15 protein-coding genes and 2 tRNA genes are annotated in these 14,008 nt (G+C 65.1%); 10 read left to right on the top strand and 7 right to left on the bottom strand.

The features are described 5' to 3' along the window. Positions 1-148 precede the first annotated feature (148 nt). The 9 genes from gyrB (at position 149) to FB461_RS09020 (ending at position 7,974) form a co-directional block, all read left to right on the top strand. A complete protein-coding gene (gene gyrB, locus FB461_RS09055) occupies positions 149-2,134 on the top strand; it encodes a DNA topoisomerase (ATP-hydrolyzing) subunit B (protein ID WP_246046182.1) in 1,986 nt (661 codons plus the stop codon). A gap of 89 nt (positions 2,135-2,223) precedes the next feature. Beyond that, entirely contained in the window at positions 2,224-4,878 is a 2,655-nt protein-coding gene (gene gyrA / locus FB461_RS09050; protein ID WP_142121299.1) for a DNA gyrase subunit A, read from the top strand. 115 nt (positions 4,879-4,993) lie between these two features. Then, on the top strand, positions 4,994-5,617 hold the full coding sequence (locus tag FB461_RS12320; protein ID WP_246046170.1) for a DUF3566 domain-containing protein: 624 nt from the start codon (positions 4,994-4,996) through the stop codon (positions 5,615-5,617). An 84-nt stretch (positions 5,618-5,701) separates the two neighbouring features. Next, a tRNA-Ile gene (locus tag FB461_RS09040) sits at positions 5,702-5,775 on the top strand. A gap of 29 nt (positions 5,776-5,804) precedes the next feature. Then, entirely contained in the window at positions 5,805-5,921 is a 117-nt protein-coding gene (locus tag FB461_RS12145; protein ID WP_211349881.1) for a DLW-39 family protein, read from the top strand. Positions 5,922-5,968: 47 nt separating this feature from the next. Beyond that, positions 5,969-6,041, top strand: a tRNA-Ala gene (locus tag FB461_RS09035). A gap of 513 nt (positions 6,042-6,554) precedes the next feature. Next, positions 6,555-6,812: a ribbon-helix-helix domain-containing protein gene (locus FB461_RS09030; RefSeq protein WP_142121296.1), complete on the top strand. Its 258-nt coding sequence runs from the start codon at positions 6,555-6,557 to the stop codon at positions 6,810-6,812. Then, a complete protein-coding gene (locus tag FB461_RS09025) occupies positions 6,809-7,048 on the top strand; it encodes a toxin (protein WP_142121294.1) in 240 nt (79 codons plus the stop codon). Before FB461_RS09030 ends, FB461_RS09025 begins: the two co-directional genes overlap by 4 nt. 356 nt (positions 7,049-7,404) lie before the next feature. Beyond that, positions 7,405-7,974 (top strand): dihydrofolate reductase family protein, encoded by a 570-nt coding sequence (locus FB461_RS09020; RefSeq protein ID WP_142121292.1) that lies wholly within the window; start codon positions 7,405-7,407, stop codon positions 7,972-7,974. Positions 7,975-8,048: 74 nt separating this feature from the next. Here FB461_RS09020 and FB461_RS09015 read toward each other — a convergent pair whose 3' ends face one another. The 3 genes from FB461_RS09015 to FB461_RS09005 form a co-directional block, all read right to left on the bottom strand. Then, positions 8,049-8,546, bottom strand: a complete 498-nt coding sequence (locus tag FB461_RS09015) for an SRPBCC family protein (protein ID WP_142121290.1) — start codon at positions 8,544-8,546, stop codon at positions 8,049-8,051. Continuing rightward, positions 8,539-8,889 carry an ArsR/SmtB family transcription factor gene (locus tag FB461_RS09010; protein WP_142121288.1) on the bottom strand — a complete coding sequence of 117 codons (351 nt, stop codon included), beginning with the start codon at positions 8,887-8,889 and terminating at the stop codon, positions 8,539-8,541. The genes FB461_RS09015 and FB461_RS09010 overlap by 8 nt, the downstream gene beginning before the upstream one ends. Positions 8,890-8,971: 82 nt before the next feature. Further along, complete coding sequence (locus tag FB461_RS09005; RefSeq protein ID WP_170222683.1) at positions 8,972-9,595, bottom strand: TetR/AcrR family transcriptional regulator; 624 nt, start codon at positions 9,593-9,595, stop codon at positions 8,972-8,974. 34 nt (positions 9,596-9,629) lie between these two features. Between FB461_RS09005 and FB461_RS09000 the strand changes: the two genes are divergently transcribed. Beyond that, positions 9,630-10,955 carry a glycosyltransferase gene (locus tag FB461_RS09000; protein WP_142121284.1) on the top strand — a complete coding sequence of 442 codons (1,326 nt, stop codon included), beginning with the start codon at positions 9,630-9,632 and terminating at the stop codon, positions 10,953-10,955. 183 nt (positions 10,956-11,138) lie between these two features. Here FB461_RS09000 and FB461_RS08995 read toward each other — a convergent pair whose 3' ends face one another. The 4 genes from FB461_RS08995 to FB461_RS08980 all read right to left on the bottom strand — a co-directional run bounded on the left by FB461_RS08995 (position 11,139) and on the right by FB461_RS08980 (position 13,938). After that, positions 11,139-12,611: an MFS transporter gene (locus FB461_RS08995; protein ID WP_142121282.1), complete on the bottom strand. Its 1,473-nt coding sequence runs from the start codon at positions 12,609-12,611 to the stop codon at positions 11,139-11,141. After that, positions 12,608-13,177 carry a PadR family transcriptional regulator gene (locus tag FB461_RS08990; protein WP_170222682.1) on the bottom strand — a complete coding sequence of 190 codons (570 nt, stop codon included), beginning with the start codon at positions 13,175-13,177 and terminating at the stop codon, positions 12,608-12,610. The genes FB461_RS08995 and FB461_RS08990 overlap by 4 nt, the downstream gene beginning before the upstream one ends. A 118-nt stretch (positions 13,178-13,295) precedes the next feature. After that, the gene (locus FB461_RS08985) at positions 13,296-13,715 is read right to left on the bottom strand and encodes a PIN domain-containing protein (protein WP_211349880.1); all 420 of its coding nucleotides are present in this window, start codon (positions 13,713-13,715) and stop codon (positions 13,296-13,298) included. Beyond that, positions 13,702-13,938 (bottom strand): hypothetical protein, encoded by a 237-nt coding sequence (locus FB461_RS08980; RefSeq protein ID WP_142121276.1) that lies wholly within the window; start codon positions 13,936-13,938, stop codon positions 13,702-13,704. The genes FB461_RS08985 and FB461_RS08980 overlap by 14 nt, the downstream gene beginning before the upstream one ends. Positions 13,939-14,008 lie beyond the last annotated feature (70 nt).

Here is a 14,008-nt window from a genome sequence, read left to right as displayed (position 1 = left end):
CGATTCGCCGCGCGTGGCCGCCGTGGCGCGTCGCGAACCGTTCGTGATTCCCAAGTGCCAAGAACAAGGAGTGTCTGCGGCTGTGACCGAATCCGACATCAACGATGCTGGGCAAGAATCCGCGACGACCGCATCGGCCAATGGGCGGATCGACGCCGAATACGGCGCCAGCGCCATCACGGTCCTCGAGGGCCTAGAGGCCGTCCGCAAGCGGCCGGGAATGTACATCGGTTCGACCGGGGAGCGCGGGCTCCATCACCTCGTGTATGAGGTTGTGGATAACTCTGTGGACGAGGCGCTGGCCGGCCACTGCGACCACATCGAGGTCACTATCCTGCCCGACGGCGGCGTACAGGTCGTCGACAACGGTCGCGGAATCCCGGTGGAGGTGCACCCGACGGAGGGCCGCCCCACCGTAGAGGTCGTCATGACCATCCTGCATGCCGGCGGCAAGTTCGGTGGCGGCGGATACGCCGTTTCCGGCGGCCTGCACGGCGTGGGCATCTCCGTGGTCAACGCGCTGTCGAAGCGCGTCGAGACCGTGGTCAAGCGCGACGGCTACACCTGGCGCCAGCTCTTCGAGAACGGCGGCCACCCGCTCGGCAAACTCGAACGCGGAGAGCCGACGCAGGAAACCGGCACCACGCAGACCTTCTGGGCCGACGACACCATCTTCGAAACAACGCACTACGACTTCGAGACGCTGCGCGCGCGCTTCCAGCAGATGGCGTTCCTGAACAAGGGGCTGCGCATCACGCTGACGGATCTGCGCCCGGAGGCGGCCACGGAGGACGAGATCACCGGCGACGGGACCGACGAGACCTCGAACCACCGCACCGTGAGTTACCTCTACGAGCGCGGGCTCATCGACTACGTGGAGCACCTGAACAAGTCCAAGAAGTTCGAGCTCGTTCACCCCGACATCATCGATATCGAGACGGAGGACTCGTCCCGCCGCATCTCCCTGGAGATCGCGATGCAGTGGACCAACGCATACTCCGATTCGGTGCACTCGTTCGCGAACACGATCTCCACCACTGAGGGCGGCACGCACGAGGAAGGCTTCCGAGCGGCGCTGACCTCGCTGATCAACCGCTATGCGCGCGCCAAATCGATCCTCAAGGAGAAGGACGAGAACCTCACGGGCGACGACGTGCGCGAGGGATTGACGGCGGTAATCTCGGTCAAACTCGGCGAGCCCCAGTTCGAGGGCCAGACCAAGACGAAACTGGGCAACACGGAGGCCAAGACGTTCGTGCAGAGCGCCGTCAACGAGAAACTCGGCGACTGGCTCGACTCGCACCCGAACGAGGCCCGCGACGTGATCCGCAAGGCGATCCAGGCCTCGCAGGCGAGGCTGGCGGCGCGCAAGGCCCGCGAGGCGACCCGGCGCAAGGGGCTGCTCGAATCGAACTCGATGCCCGGAAAGCTGAAGGATTGCCAGTCGAACCGGCCCGAGGAGTGCGAGGTCTACATCGTCGAGGGCGACTCCGCGGGCGGTTCCGCCGTGCGCGGGCGGAACCCGCACAACCAGGCCATCATGCCGCTACGCGGAAAGATCCTGAACGTCGAGCGGGCGCGTCTCGACCGGGCGCTGTCCAACGCCGAGGTGCAGGGCCTGATCACGGCCTTCGGAACCGGCATCGGCGAGGACTTCGACCTCGCGAAACTGCGCTATCACAAGATCGTGCTGATGGCCGATGCCGACGTCGACGGGCAGCACATCTGCACGCTGCTGCTCACCCTGCTGTTCCGCTACATGCGCCCGCTCATCGAGCACGGTCACGTGTACCTGGCTCAGCCGCCGCTCTACCGCCTGAAGTGGACCAACGCGGAACACGACTACGTGTTCTCCGACGCCGAGCGGGACGCATTCCTCGCCGCGGGGCAGGCGGCCGGCAAGCGCATCCCCAAGGAGAACGGGATCCAGCGCTACAAGGGTCTCGGTGAGATGGACTACTCCGAACTGTGGGACACCACCATGGACCCGGCCCAGCGCACGCTCCTGCAGGTGACGCTCTCCGACGCCGCCGCTGCCGATGAGACGTTCTCGATCCTGATGGGTGAGGACGTGGATTCGCGCCGGGACTTCATTCAGCGCAAGGCCAAGGACGTTCGCTTCCTCGACATCTAACTCCTGGTGGACGGGGCGGGCGCGCGCCCACAGGCCGCGCGCCGCCCGCACCTCACGCACTAGCTTCGAAAACAGACGAAAGGTCAGCGATGAGCGACGACCAACAGCCACCGGTACCGCAGAGCAATCCGCTTGAGCCGGACAACCCGGCCCCTGTGGCGCTGCAGCACGACCGCATCGAGCAGGTCGATCTGCAGCTGGAGATGCAGCGGTCCTACCTGGACTACGCCATGTCGGTCATCGTCGGGCGCGCGCTTCCGGACGTAAGAGACGGCATGAAGCCGGTGCACCGCCGCGTGCTCTACGCCATGTTCGACGGCGGCTACCGACCCGACCGAGCGTTCTCCAAGTGCTCGCGCGTCGTCGGCGACGTGATGGGTAAGTTCCACCCCCATGGCGACACGGCGATCTACGACGCGCTCGTCCGCCTGGTGCAGGACTGGTCGCTGCGCTACCCGCTGATCGCGGGGCAGGGAAACTTCGGCTCGCCCGGCAACGACCCGGCCGCCGCGCCGCGATACACCGAATGCCGCATGGCACCGATCGCGATGGAGATGGTCCGCGACATCGACCGCGACACGGTCGACTTCCAGGACAACTACGACGGCCGGACGCAGGAGCCGGTCGTACTGCCCGCACGCTTCCCGAACCTGCTGGTCAATGGCTCGTCGGGCATCGCGGTCGGTATGGCCACGAACATTCCGCCGCACAACCTGCGCGAGGTCGCATCGGGCGTGCAGTGGTACCTCGACCACCCCGAGGCGAGCCCGACCGAGCTGCTCGAAGAACTGATGCTCCGCATCAAGGGCCCGGACTTTCCCACTGGCGCCACCATCCTGGGCCGTCGCGGCATCGAGGAGGCCTATCGGACGGGCCGCGGCTCGATCACGCAGCGCGCAGTGGTCAACGTCGAGGAGATCAACAACCGCATCTGCCTCGTCGTGACGGAACTGCCCTACCAGGTCAACCCGGACAACCTGGCCGAGAAGATCGCCCAGCTCGTCAAGGACGGCAAGATGCAGGGCATCGCGGACATCCGCGACGAGACATCGGGCCGCACCGGGCAGCGCCTCGTCATCGTGCTCAAGCGCGATGCAGTCGCCAAGGTCGTGCTGAACAACCTGTACAAGCACACGCAGTTGCAGAACAACTTCTCCGCGAACATGCTCGCGCTCGTCGACGGAGTGCCGCGCGTGCTGTCGATCGACGCATTCGTCCGGCACTGGACGCACCACCAGCTCGAGGTCATCGTCCGCCGGACACGGTTCCTGCTGAACGAGGCCGAGGAGAAAATCCACATCCTGCGCGGCTACCTCAAGGCGCTCGACGCGCTCGATGAGGTCATCGCACTGATCCGTGCTTCGGCCACGGTCGATGTCGCCCGATCCGGTCTGATGTCGCTGCTGGAGATCGACGAGATCCAGGCGAACGCCATCCTCGCGATGCAGTTGCGCCGCCTCGCCGCTCTGGAGCGCCAGAAGATCATCGACGACCACAACGAGCTGGAGCGCCAGATCAAGGACCTCCAGGACATCCTGGACCGGCCCGAGCGCCAGCGCGCGATCGTCGGCGAGGAGTTGGGCGAGCTCGTCGACAAGTACGGCGACGAGCGACGCACGACCATCCTGCCGTTCGACGGCGAGGTCTCGATCGAGGACCTCATCGCCGAGGAGGAGATGGTCGTCACGATCACGCGCGGCGGATACGTCAAGCGCACCAAGATCGACCAGTACCGCGCACAGCGCCGTGGCGGCAAGGGCGTGCGCGGAGCGCAGTTGCGCGAGGACGACATCGTCGACCACTTCTTCGTCACCTCCACGCACCACTGGCTGCTGTTCTTCACGAACCTCGGCCGCGTGTACCGCGCCAAGGGCTACGAACTGCCCGAGGGCGGCAGGGACGCCAAGGGCCAGCACGTCGCCAACCTGCTGGCGTTCCAGCCGGGCGAGGTCATCGCCCAGGTCCTGGCGGTGCGTGACTACGAGGCGGCTGACTACCTGGTGCTGGCCACCAAGGCTGGCCTGGTCAAGAAGACGCGCCTCGGCGACTACGACTCGCCGCGATCCGGCGGTCTGATCGCCATCAACCTGCGCGAGGACGCCGAGGGGGAGTCGGACGAGCTCGTCTCGGCACGCCTCGTCAACGCCGACCAGGATCTGATCCTCGTCTCCCGCAAGGGGCAGTCGCTGCGCTTCACCGCCACCGACGAGGCGCTGCGCCCTACGGGCCGGGCGACGTCGGGCGTGACCGGCATGAAGTTCCGCGAGGACGACGTGCTCCTGGCACTCGACGTCATCACGGAGGGCTCGTACCTCTTCACCGTGACCGAGAGCGGACTGGCGAAGCGCACGGAACTCAGCACGGAGCAGTACCGCGTGCAGGGACGTGGCGGACTCGGCATCAAGGTGGCGAACCTGCCTGAATCGCGCGGCGATCTGGTCGGAGCGCTCGTGGTAAGCGAGGACGACGAGGTGCTGGTCATCATGGAGCGCGGCAAGATCGTGCGCTCCGCGGTCCGCGAGGTCAACCCCACGGGGCGCACGTCGCAGGGCGTGATCTTCGCGAAGCCGGACAAGAATGACCGGATCATCGCGGTGGCGCGTAACGCCGAACCCGAGTTGGATGAGGACGAGGATTCCGACGCCTCGGCCGCCGACGCGGCTTTGGCGGACGTGGTCGAGCCCGGGGCCAGCGCACCTGCTGCGGACGCCGAACCGGCGGAGGCGGAACAGGACGAAGAGTAAGGTCTAGCGATTCGCCGAGGTAGGTCTGAGGCGCATCGGGCACAATGGTGGGAAGCGCGGCGAGCGATCGCGCGAATCGTGCGTCCCAACCGTGGCGCGTGAAAGGTTAAGAACTTTGCCCAAGAGTACGAAGACGCCGAGCAACAAGGCGGCCAAGCCGTCGACGGCAGCGCCGGCCGCCAAGGACGCTGCGTCACCGCAGACCGGCGCGACCCCCGCGCGGAAGTCCACCAAGACCGCTACAGAGACGGGAGCGACCCCTGCGGCCGCTGCTAGCCCCGCGGCCGCCTCCGGACCGGCTCCGGCGCCTCAGGCCGATGCCACTCGTACGGGGGACACGACCGCGCAGTCTGCGGCGAAGCCCGCTGGCCTCCCCGGCCCCCGGCGGGTGCGATTGTCGGTCTCGCGCATCGATCCGTGGTCGGTGGTGAAGTTCTCTTTCCTAATCTCGTTCGCGGTCGGAATCATGATCGTGGTCGCGGCGGCCATCTTCTGGTTCATCCTCGACGGGATGCACGTGTTCAGCTCGATCAACGACACGATTGCCGAGATCGCGGGCGAACCCGAGAAGTTCAACATCCTGCAGTGGGTGACGTTGGAGCGCACGCTGTCCCTCGCCACCATCATCGCGCTGATCGACATCGTCGTGCTGACCGCGCTGTCCACGATCTTCTCGCTGCTGTACAACCTGACCGCCATGTTGGTCGGCGGCGTGAGCGTCACCCTCACCGACGAATAGCCGATTTGGCTAAGCGGTGGTTTTAGGGTAACTTTGATCGCCGTGACACCACCAAGGTTGGCGATCCCAGCCGGTGTCCGATTAGGGCCTTTAGCTCAGGCGGTTAGAGCGCTTCGCTGATAACGAAGAGGTCGGAGGTTCAAGTCCTCCAAGGCCCACGTTCCGTCTCTTACCCAGGAGGACGAGCATGAAGAAGCTGTTAGTGGTTGCCGCACTCGTCGGTGCCGGCGTGCTCGTCTGGCGGGCTATCAGCCAGCAGGACGAGGCTCGCGATCTGTGGGCCGAGGTCACAGACAAGCTTTAATCCCGCCTCACTGCGGAACACTCCGGACGGCCGCTCGGGCCGCCCACGGGGCCATGGCGCAATTGGTAGCGCACCTGCTTTGCAAGCAGGGGGTTGGGGGTTCGAGTCCCCCTGGCTCCACCCTGTGATGAGTCGAGACAGGTGTCTTAGATGAATCGCGAGACATGTCACTGACGCGAGCCCGGCCATCGGCCGGGCTCGCGTTGTTTGTTGTACCGGTAGCGGGCGCGGAGCAGGGGCATCGAGACTCCCGTCCCGGTATCGAACCAAGAGACGGTGCAGGTGCTGGCGGGACACGCCATAGTGCCAAGGTAGCTTCGGTGATTGTCAGTTCGTTGGAGATAGTCCGTAGGACGATGACTCGATGCTTCGACATCCCTTCCGCATGTGACCTATGAGGCGACTCACCAGGGACCGATCACGTGGTGAACCCGGACAGTTTGAGTAAGAACTATTTAGTGCTCGCGGAACGAAGTCAAGCTCCTGCTTCCCCAGCGGTCACGACGCTGGGGTTCACATCCGGCTGATCGGTCAGGTTGTGAGGCCGTAGCGTCGTTCGTCGCTGTGAACCTTACGACCACGGAACCAGTCCGGATCTGGTTGCCATGCATGTTTTCGTATAACATTAATGGCATGAGTGAGCGTGAAACGATCAACGGCACCCCTGTCACCGAGGAGCAGATCGCAGCCTGGGCAAAGGAGGCTGAGACCGGATACGACATCGCGGCACTCAAGAAGCGAGGTCGCGGGCGACCTGGGCGTGGCGCTGAACCGTCCCAGGTCATTGCGCTGCGTCTCACAGTAGATGAGATTTCGGCACTCGACGCACGCGCGGAACGTGAGGGCAAGTCCCGCTCCGAGGTGATCCGCGAGGCACTGGCCTCAGCGTGAGAGTTCATCCTTCGGCGTTGAAGCATGGGATCGACCCCGAAGACGCGATCCAGGCTGCAACGTGGGCGACCTGGATCGAAGACCTGGACGAGGACAGCCCGGCTCGGCAGCTCCGGCTCGGGTTCGATACCCGTGGTCGTCTTCTTGAAACGCTCGTGCTGGTCTTCGACAGCGGGAACGAACTCGTGATCCATGCAATGAAAGCGCGGTCGCAGATGCTCGATTTACTTCCGTAGCCGGTGTGTGTGGGACTGCTCATACCTCGGTTTCTCCCGCACTGTCATCCCATGCACACGTCACCGCCGCGACGAACCCCGAATCGTGCATGGCGATCCATTCGCCGACACTCCGCCCGATTGCCCCATACGGCTTCTAGCCGTTCGACGCGTTTCAACTCATGTGATTGGAATCTGTCCTGGCTCCACCCAACATGCGACATCGGAAGAGTGGGATGAGCTCAGCCTCCGTTAACTGCTTGCATCGCGACGACGCCGACTCGTTTCATGGGAGCACCCACGAGAAATGGTGCCCGCCGTAGTCTGGAGAGTACGGTTCGGTGAACGTGAGGTGCGCATCAAGGGAGAACGACGAGATGAGATCACTTCGATACTCGATCAACGTCACGCTAGATGGTTGCTGCCATCACGAAGCGGGGCTTCCCCCGGATGAGGAGTCGATGCGCTACTGGACCGAGGAGATGGCGCGAGCCGACGCTCTGCTATTGGGCCGGGTCACCTACGAGATGATGGAGTCGGCCTGGCGGCAACCGGCCACGGGCAAGTGGCCCGACTGGATGGAAGAGTGGGAGATCCCGTTCGCCGAGACCATCGATGGGGCGAAGAAATACGTGGTGTCGAGCACGCTGAGCGGAGTCGACTGGAATGCCGAGCTGGTGCGAGGCGACTTGGGGCAAGCAGTTCAGCGGCTCAAGCAGGAACCAGGCGAGAGCCTGTGGGTGGGTGGTGTGACGCTCCCTCTGGCGTTGGCAGACCTGGGCTTGATCGATGAGTACGAATTCCTCGTGCAGCCGGTTCTTGCCGGACACGGACCGACATTGCTCGCCGGTCTGCGCGAGCGCATCCAGCTCGAACTTGTGGATCGCCAGGAGTTTCACTCCGGGGCTATCGCTATGCGATACCGGCCTAGGCGCATCTCGGTTTGAACTGGTGCGTCTGCCGGGCATGGACCATCGAACCGTTCGCCGATGGACACCTGCAGGATCAGGCACCCGCAGGGTCAGTTATCGGCTGACTTCCGAACCCCGTCGGTGATGTAGGCGTCAAGGTTGCCGAGCGTCTGCTGGCCGCCCTCGACGGCGTGATACTTCTCCACCGCCTCGTCCCGCTGCTCTTTGGTGGGGAATAGGGTGCGCATCTCGACTCGCGTCGCCCCGCCGAGGGCCTCGAACGTGAGGACAGATTCGAACGCGTTCGGATCGCCGCGGTACTCACCGTGCAGCATCGCGATCCGCTCCGCAGGAACGACTTCGGTCCAGTAGATCCATTCGGGATAGTCCGTGCCATCGGGCCCGTGCATCTGGAACACCCATTCGCCTCCGACCGCGAACTGGAAGGATCGCGTCGTGGTGGTGAAACCCTCGGGCCCCCACCACTGCGACAGATGGCGCACCTCGGTGAATGCTTCATACACGAGTTCTCGCGGGGCATCGATGATCCGCGAGATGACGATCTCGCGGTCGGCGATGGACGAGGTCTCGGGCACTGTCTCACTCATGGGATGCTCCTTCGCTGGTGTGTTTCATGTCCTGTACGTACGACTCCAGCCGGTCGAAACTTTCGCTCCAGAACCGCTCGAAGCCCCCGGTCCATTCGTGGATGACTCGGAGGCCGCGCGCGTCGAGCCGGTAGATGCGCTGCTTGCCCGCCCTGCGATCCTGAACGAGGCCAACCTCGCGCAGCACCCGCAGGTGCTTGGAGGTGCCCGGCTGCGTTAAGCCGAGGGCCCGCGCCACGTCGGTGGCGGGGCGCTCGCCCGTTCGCAGGAGCGTCAGGATGTCTCGACGTTGGGGCTCGGCAATCGCATTGAAGACGTCCGAGGCTGTTGCTGCGCGTGGCATAGACCTATCATATGCCCATATAGGAAAGCGTCATGGGGTGCAACGGCGCCAGATATCCGCGGCTACGCGACCGTAGGCACCCTCAGTCCGTGAGGATCAGCCGCTCAATGGCGTGCACGATCCAGTCGCGGTAGGTGTCCTGGCTCATGCCGCCCTCGTCCACGAGCTGAGTGTAACTCTCCGGCGAGATGAGGAACGAGATCACCGACGCGAGTTCCCCGTCGTCCCGCGAACTGCGGCACAAGCCGCGATCGCGCAGGTGCGCGATGACCGACTCCATGTCGGAGCGCCGGTTGGCCTGCAGCGACGCGAGACGCGTTCCGACCGCGGGGTCAACGGCGGCTGCCTCGAGCACTCGCGGCCACAGCCTGGCCGACCGCTCGTACCCCTCGGCGACGAATGCCATCCAGCCTGGCAGGAACTCATCATCGGGCAGGCTGCGCAGATTCTCCAGGTCGCTGCGCTGATGCAGCGGGGTGTCATCGACGGCGCGCGTGAAGGCGTGACCGAAGGCCGCGATCAGCAGCGGCGCCTTCGGGCCGTGCTGCTTGACTGTCTCGACGGATACATCTGCCCGCTTGGCGATCAGCGCGAGCGACGCGCCGGAGTAGCCCTTCTCGCTGAAGACGGCGACGGCGGCGTCGAGAACCCGCCGCCGGGTCTGGGCGGCCTGCGCTTCGCGCAGCGGTGAGATGTACGGAGTCATTGACTTTCCTGTGCGGGTATTGAATACTTCTCGAATGCATCCAATATACCAGTCATCCCCGGACGGGAACCTATCGATTCTCCTGTGCAGCACGCCCGTGCACGGGCACATCTCGCCGCTCCTCGTGGTCGCCAGCGCGTTGGTCGAAGCGGGAAACGACGTGCGCTTCCTCACCGGTACCCGCTACCGGGAGGCGGTCGAGGCCACGGGCGCGCGCTGGGTTGGGCTCCCCGTCGACGCGGACTACGACGACAGCGATGTCGATGCCGCATTCCCCGGCCGAGTGGGACGCCGCGGCGTGGCCGCCGCCAAGTGGGATCTGCGCCATATCTTCCTGGCCCCCGCCGAGAGCCAGCTGCGCGCGGTTGACGCGCTGCTGGGGGACGAGCCCGCCGACATCGTTCTGACCGAAACCATGTTCCTCGGGGCGATGCTCATGCTCTGCCGTCCCGCGTCCGAACGCCCGCCAGTCGTCAACCTGGGCATCGTCCCCCTATCCCTGACCAGCCGTGACACCGCGCCCTTCGCCCTGGGCCTACCACCTGTGCCGGGCGCGATCGGCCGCCTGCGCAACGCCTTCCTGCAGTGGACGTCCGAGCGCATGATCTTCCGCGCCCTGCACCGCACCGCCGATGACCTGGCGCGCGCCACCACGGGACACCCGCTGGCCACCTTCGCCATGAACTACCCCGCAACTGCCGACGCAATAGTGCAACTGTCGGTTTCCGAGTTCGAATACCCGCGCAGCGACGCCAAGGTGCCGGTGCATTTCGTCGGACCGGTGTCGAAATCGGCACCTGACATGGAACTGCCGCAGTGGTGGGCAGACCTCGACGGCGGACGGCCGATCGTCCACGTAACGCAGGGCACGGTGGCCAACGCAGATCTAACCGAGCTCGTGATCCCCACGATTCGCGCACTCGCGGACCGAGACGTTCTCGTCGTCGCCACGACCGGTGGCCGGGAGCTTCCGGAGATCGACTTGCCCGACAACGCGCGCCTCGCCTCCTATCTTCCCTACGACCTACTCGTCCCGCGCCTATCGGCCTTCGTTACCAACGGCGGATACGGCGGGGTGCATTTCGCCCTGCGTCACGGCGTCCCGGTCCTCGCCACCGGGAACACTGAGGACAAGGCGGAGGTGGCGGCCCGCGTCCAGTGGAGCGGTGCCGGCCTGCGCCTCAAGCCGCGGCGCGGCAGCCTGGACCCGAAGCAGATCGCGTCGGCCGTTGATCGCCTGCTGAGCGAACGCCACTTCGCGGTCAGTGCGAGCCGGATCGGCGCGTCCATCGCCGAGGCGCCCGGTGCCGCCGGCATCGATGGCATCCTTCGCGAGATCGTGAGGGGACGAGCGCTCTGACGAGCGGGTTGGCTCAGGCCACATTTCGCCGCTAGGGGCGACATACGTCTGGCGGCGACCCGCTCTGCCGTATGCGGGTCAGTTTCCAGGCAAACCACGCAACAGGGAGAATTCCCGATCGCGACCCGACTGCGCGCGACGGAGGGCTCGTCCACAATGCCGGACGAGCCCTCCGCCCAAGCGCTACTCGGCGCCGACCACCGCGGGCGCCCCGTGGTCCACGCGCTTCGGCAGGACAAAGACGAGGGCGAACGCGACCACTGCCAGGATCGCCGAGACGGCCATGGCGTGGGCCGCCGAATCCACGAAACCGCGAGCCACGTCGGCCGCCCCGGAGATCTTCAGCGTCCCGAAGAACACCGACCCGATGACGGCGATGCCGATGGCGGAACCGATGCGCTGCATCGTTCCGATGACGCCCGAGGCCGCCCCCGCCTCGGTGCGATCGACGGTTGCCACGATGAACTGCGCGTTCGGCGCGATGAACAGCCCGGAACCGATGCCCGCCACGGCGAGCGGCGCCAGCAACTGCCAGTGATTCAGATCGGCGGCCGGGACCAGGACGAGCACGAGCCACACCGCGGCCAGGCCGAGCGCCACCATGGCGGTGCCCATGACCAGCGCTCCGCGACCGAACCGATGGGCGATGCGGTCGCTCTGCGACGCGCCAAGGATCGATCCGATGGCGAAGGGGATCGCCACGAAGCCGGACTCCAGCGCGGAGTGTCCCAGCCCGGACTGCCAGAGGATCGAGATCGTGAAGAAGATGCTGGTGAACGCGGCGAAGTAGACGAGGGCGAGCACCACACCGCCCGTGAACGCCGGGTGGCTGAACAGGTGCGGGGGCACGAGGGGCGATGTCCTGCCCCGGCGGACCACGCCCAGTTCCCACACGGCGAACAGCACAACCAGCAGAGCGCCGCCGATGAGCGATAGCCAGGTCCACAGCGGCCAGTCCTTCTCCTGGCCCTCGATGAGCGGAACCAGGATCGCGACCAGGGCACCGGCCAGCAGGACGAATCCGAACCAGTCGACGCCACGCTCCTTGGCGGCCTCGGCGCCGCCCGGCAGGACTAGAATCGCCGCGATGACAGCGATGATGCCGAAGGGCAGGTTGACGAAGAAGATCGAGCGCCAGCCGTCGGCGTCGCCGAGCCACTCGATCAGCACGCCACCCACGATCGGGCCGAGTGCCGTGGAGACGCCGATGGCCGCGCCCATCGCCGCGAATGCCTTGCCGCGCTCGCGGCCCGAGTACATGAGCTGGATCAGTGCGGTCACCGCAGGGAAGAACAGTCCGCCGAAGAGTCCTTGCGCAACGCGCCCGATGACCAGGGCGTTGCCCGAGTCCGCGAGTCCGCAGGCGAGGCTAGCGAGTGTGAAGCCCGTAAGGCCGACGATGAACACCCATTTGTGGCCCACGCGGTCGCCGATACGTCCGGCCGGAATGAGAATCAAGCCGTAGGCGAGGGCGTATCCGGAGATGATCCACGAGAGGGTGGCCTCGGTGGCGCCGATGCTCGTGCTGATAGTGGGCAGAGCGACGTTGACGATGGTCGTGTCGAGCATTCCCATGCCAACACCGAGGATGAGCACGGCGAGTGCGAGCGCTCGTCTACGGGTGCTGACGAGCGAGGGAAGAATGGGGGAGGTCATGGCTGTGCTTTCGTTCGGGTCCGCTCATCGCGGATGATTTCGGGTATCGCTGCCAGCAGTTCGTCGTGCCAGGCGAGTTCGGCTTCGAGTCGGTGGATGCCGTGGCGCGTGCCGAGCCATTCGGCCTCGGACAGGTATTTCCGGATGCTGATGCGGTGCGCGCGCTGGTCTTCGAGGATCGTGGCGATCTGGTCGCGCCGGTCGCGGACGACGTCTTCGAGTTCGTCGAGCCTGTCCGGATCGAGGCTCCAGAGGGCGAGGTCCACCGGATCGTGGCGCCAGGACAGTTCTGTCAGTGCCTTGTGGCGCATTATGCGCAGGGATTTGCGGCCGGTGTCCGTGATCGCGAAGATCTGCCGCTCCGGGTAGTTTCCGTGCTTTTCCGTGCGCAGTTGCTCGATCAGTCCATCTGCGGCGAGGCGCCGGGCGGCACCGTAGAGACCGCCGACGGAGATGTCCGTCCACTCGTGAACGTGCTCCTGCTCGGCCAGGGCGACGAGGGCGTGGCCATGCATGGGCCCTTGCCGGTCCAGGGCCGACAGGATGTAGAAGCGGATCGATGACACCGAACTACTTTCGCGGAAGTAGTTCGCCGCGTCAATATGACGAACTCCACTTTTCGGATATCTAGGGGCAGATGCGGAACCGCACGGCGATTGCTCGAACGCACCGACTCCGCAGCTGTTAAGTCTCCGCGCCCGCGAACGGATTGACCACCTGCACCCCGCCATAGTCCTGGCCGTGAGAAAGGTCTTCTGAAAGAAGCGTGCCGCATCGCCCAGCGCGTGCTGCGGCGATGATCGCGGCATCCCAATAGGAGATGCCGTAGCGATCCTGAACGGCAAGCGCCGTTCGCACGACCTCAAGTGTCACGTCCACCACCGTGAAGCGGGCGAATCCTTCGACGAGATCGGCGGCCTGGTCCAGGGTGAGCCGGTCTGGACGGCTGGCGCGAGTGGCTTGTACGACGAATTCCTGAAGCACTTGCGTCGAAAGCACGAGGTCGCGGGCCTCAAGGAGATCGCGAGCAACCCCAGCCTTCGCCTGCTCTTGGGGCGCGGTAGCGATCGCGTAGAGCAGGATGTTTGTATCAACGAACCGCACGGTCGTGGATTTCATCGCGGGTCAGGCGCTGTGCGCTGAATTCGACTATCTGCGCCTGCACCTTGTGCTGCAGGTCGAGTCTGCGACTGAATTCGGAATGGCGTTGGGCTAACTCAACAAGGTAGTCCGTGACGAGCGCACTGACGGAACGATCGCGTTCAGCGGCGGCGATGCGGGCGGCGCGATAGACATCGTCAGGAACGGTGACGGTGATGTTTTTCATGCTTCCTCCGACCTTGTCATCTAACACGGTAACACAGAAACACAATTTCACAGCCAAGAGTCACGGCCCG

This window comes from Rarobacter faecitabidus (assembly GCF_006716265.1).
GTDB lineage: Bacteria > Actinomycetota > Actinomycetes > Actinomycetales > Cellulomonadaceae > Rarobacter > Rarobacter faecitabidus.
The sequence above is the reverse complement of the archived record's forward strand: the minus strand, read 5'-3'. Positions and strand labels throughout refer to the sequence as shown.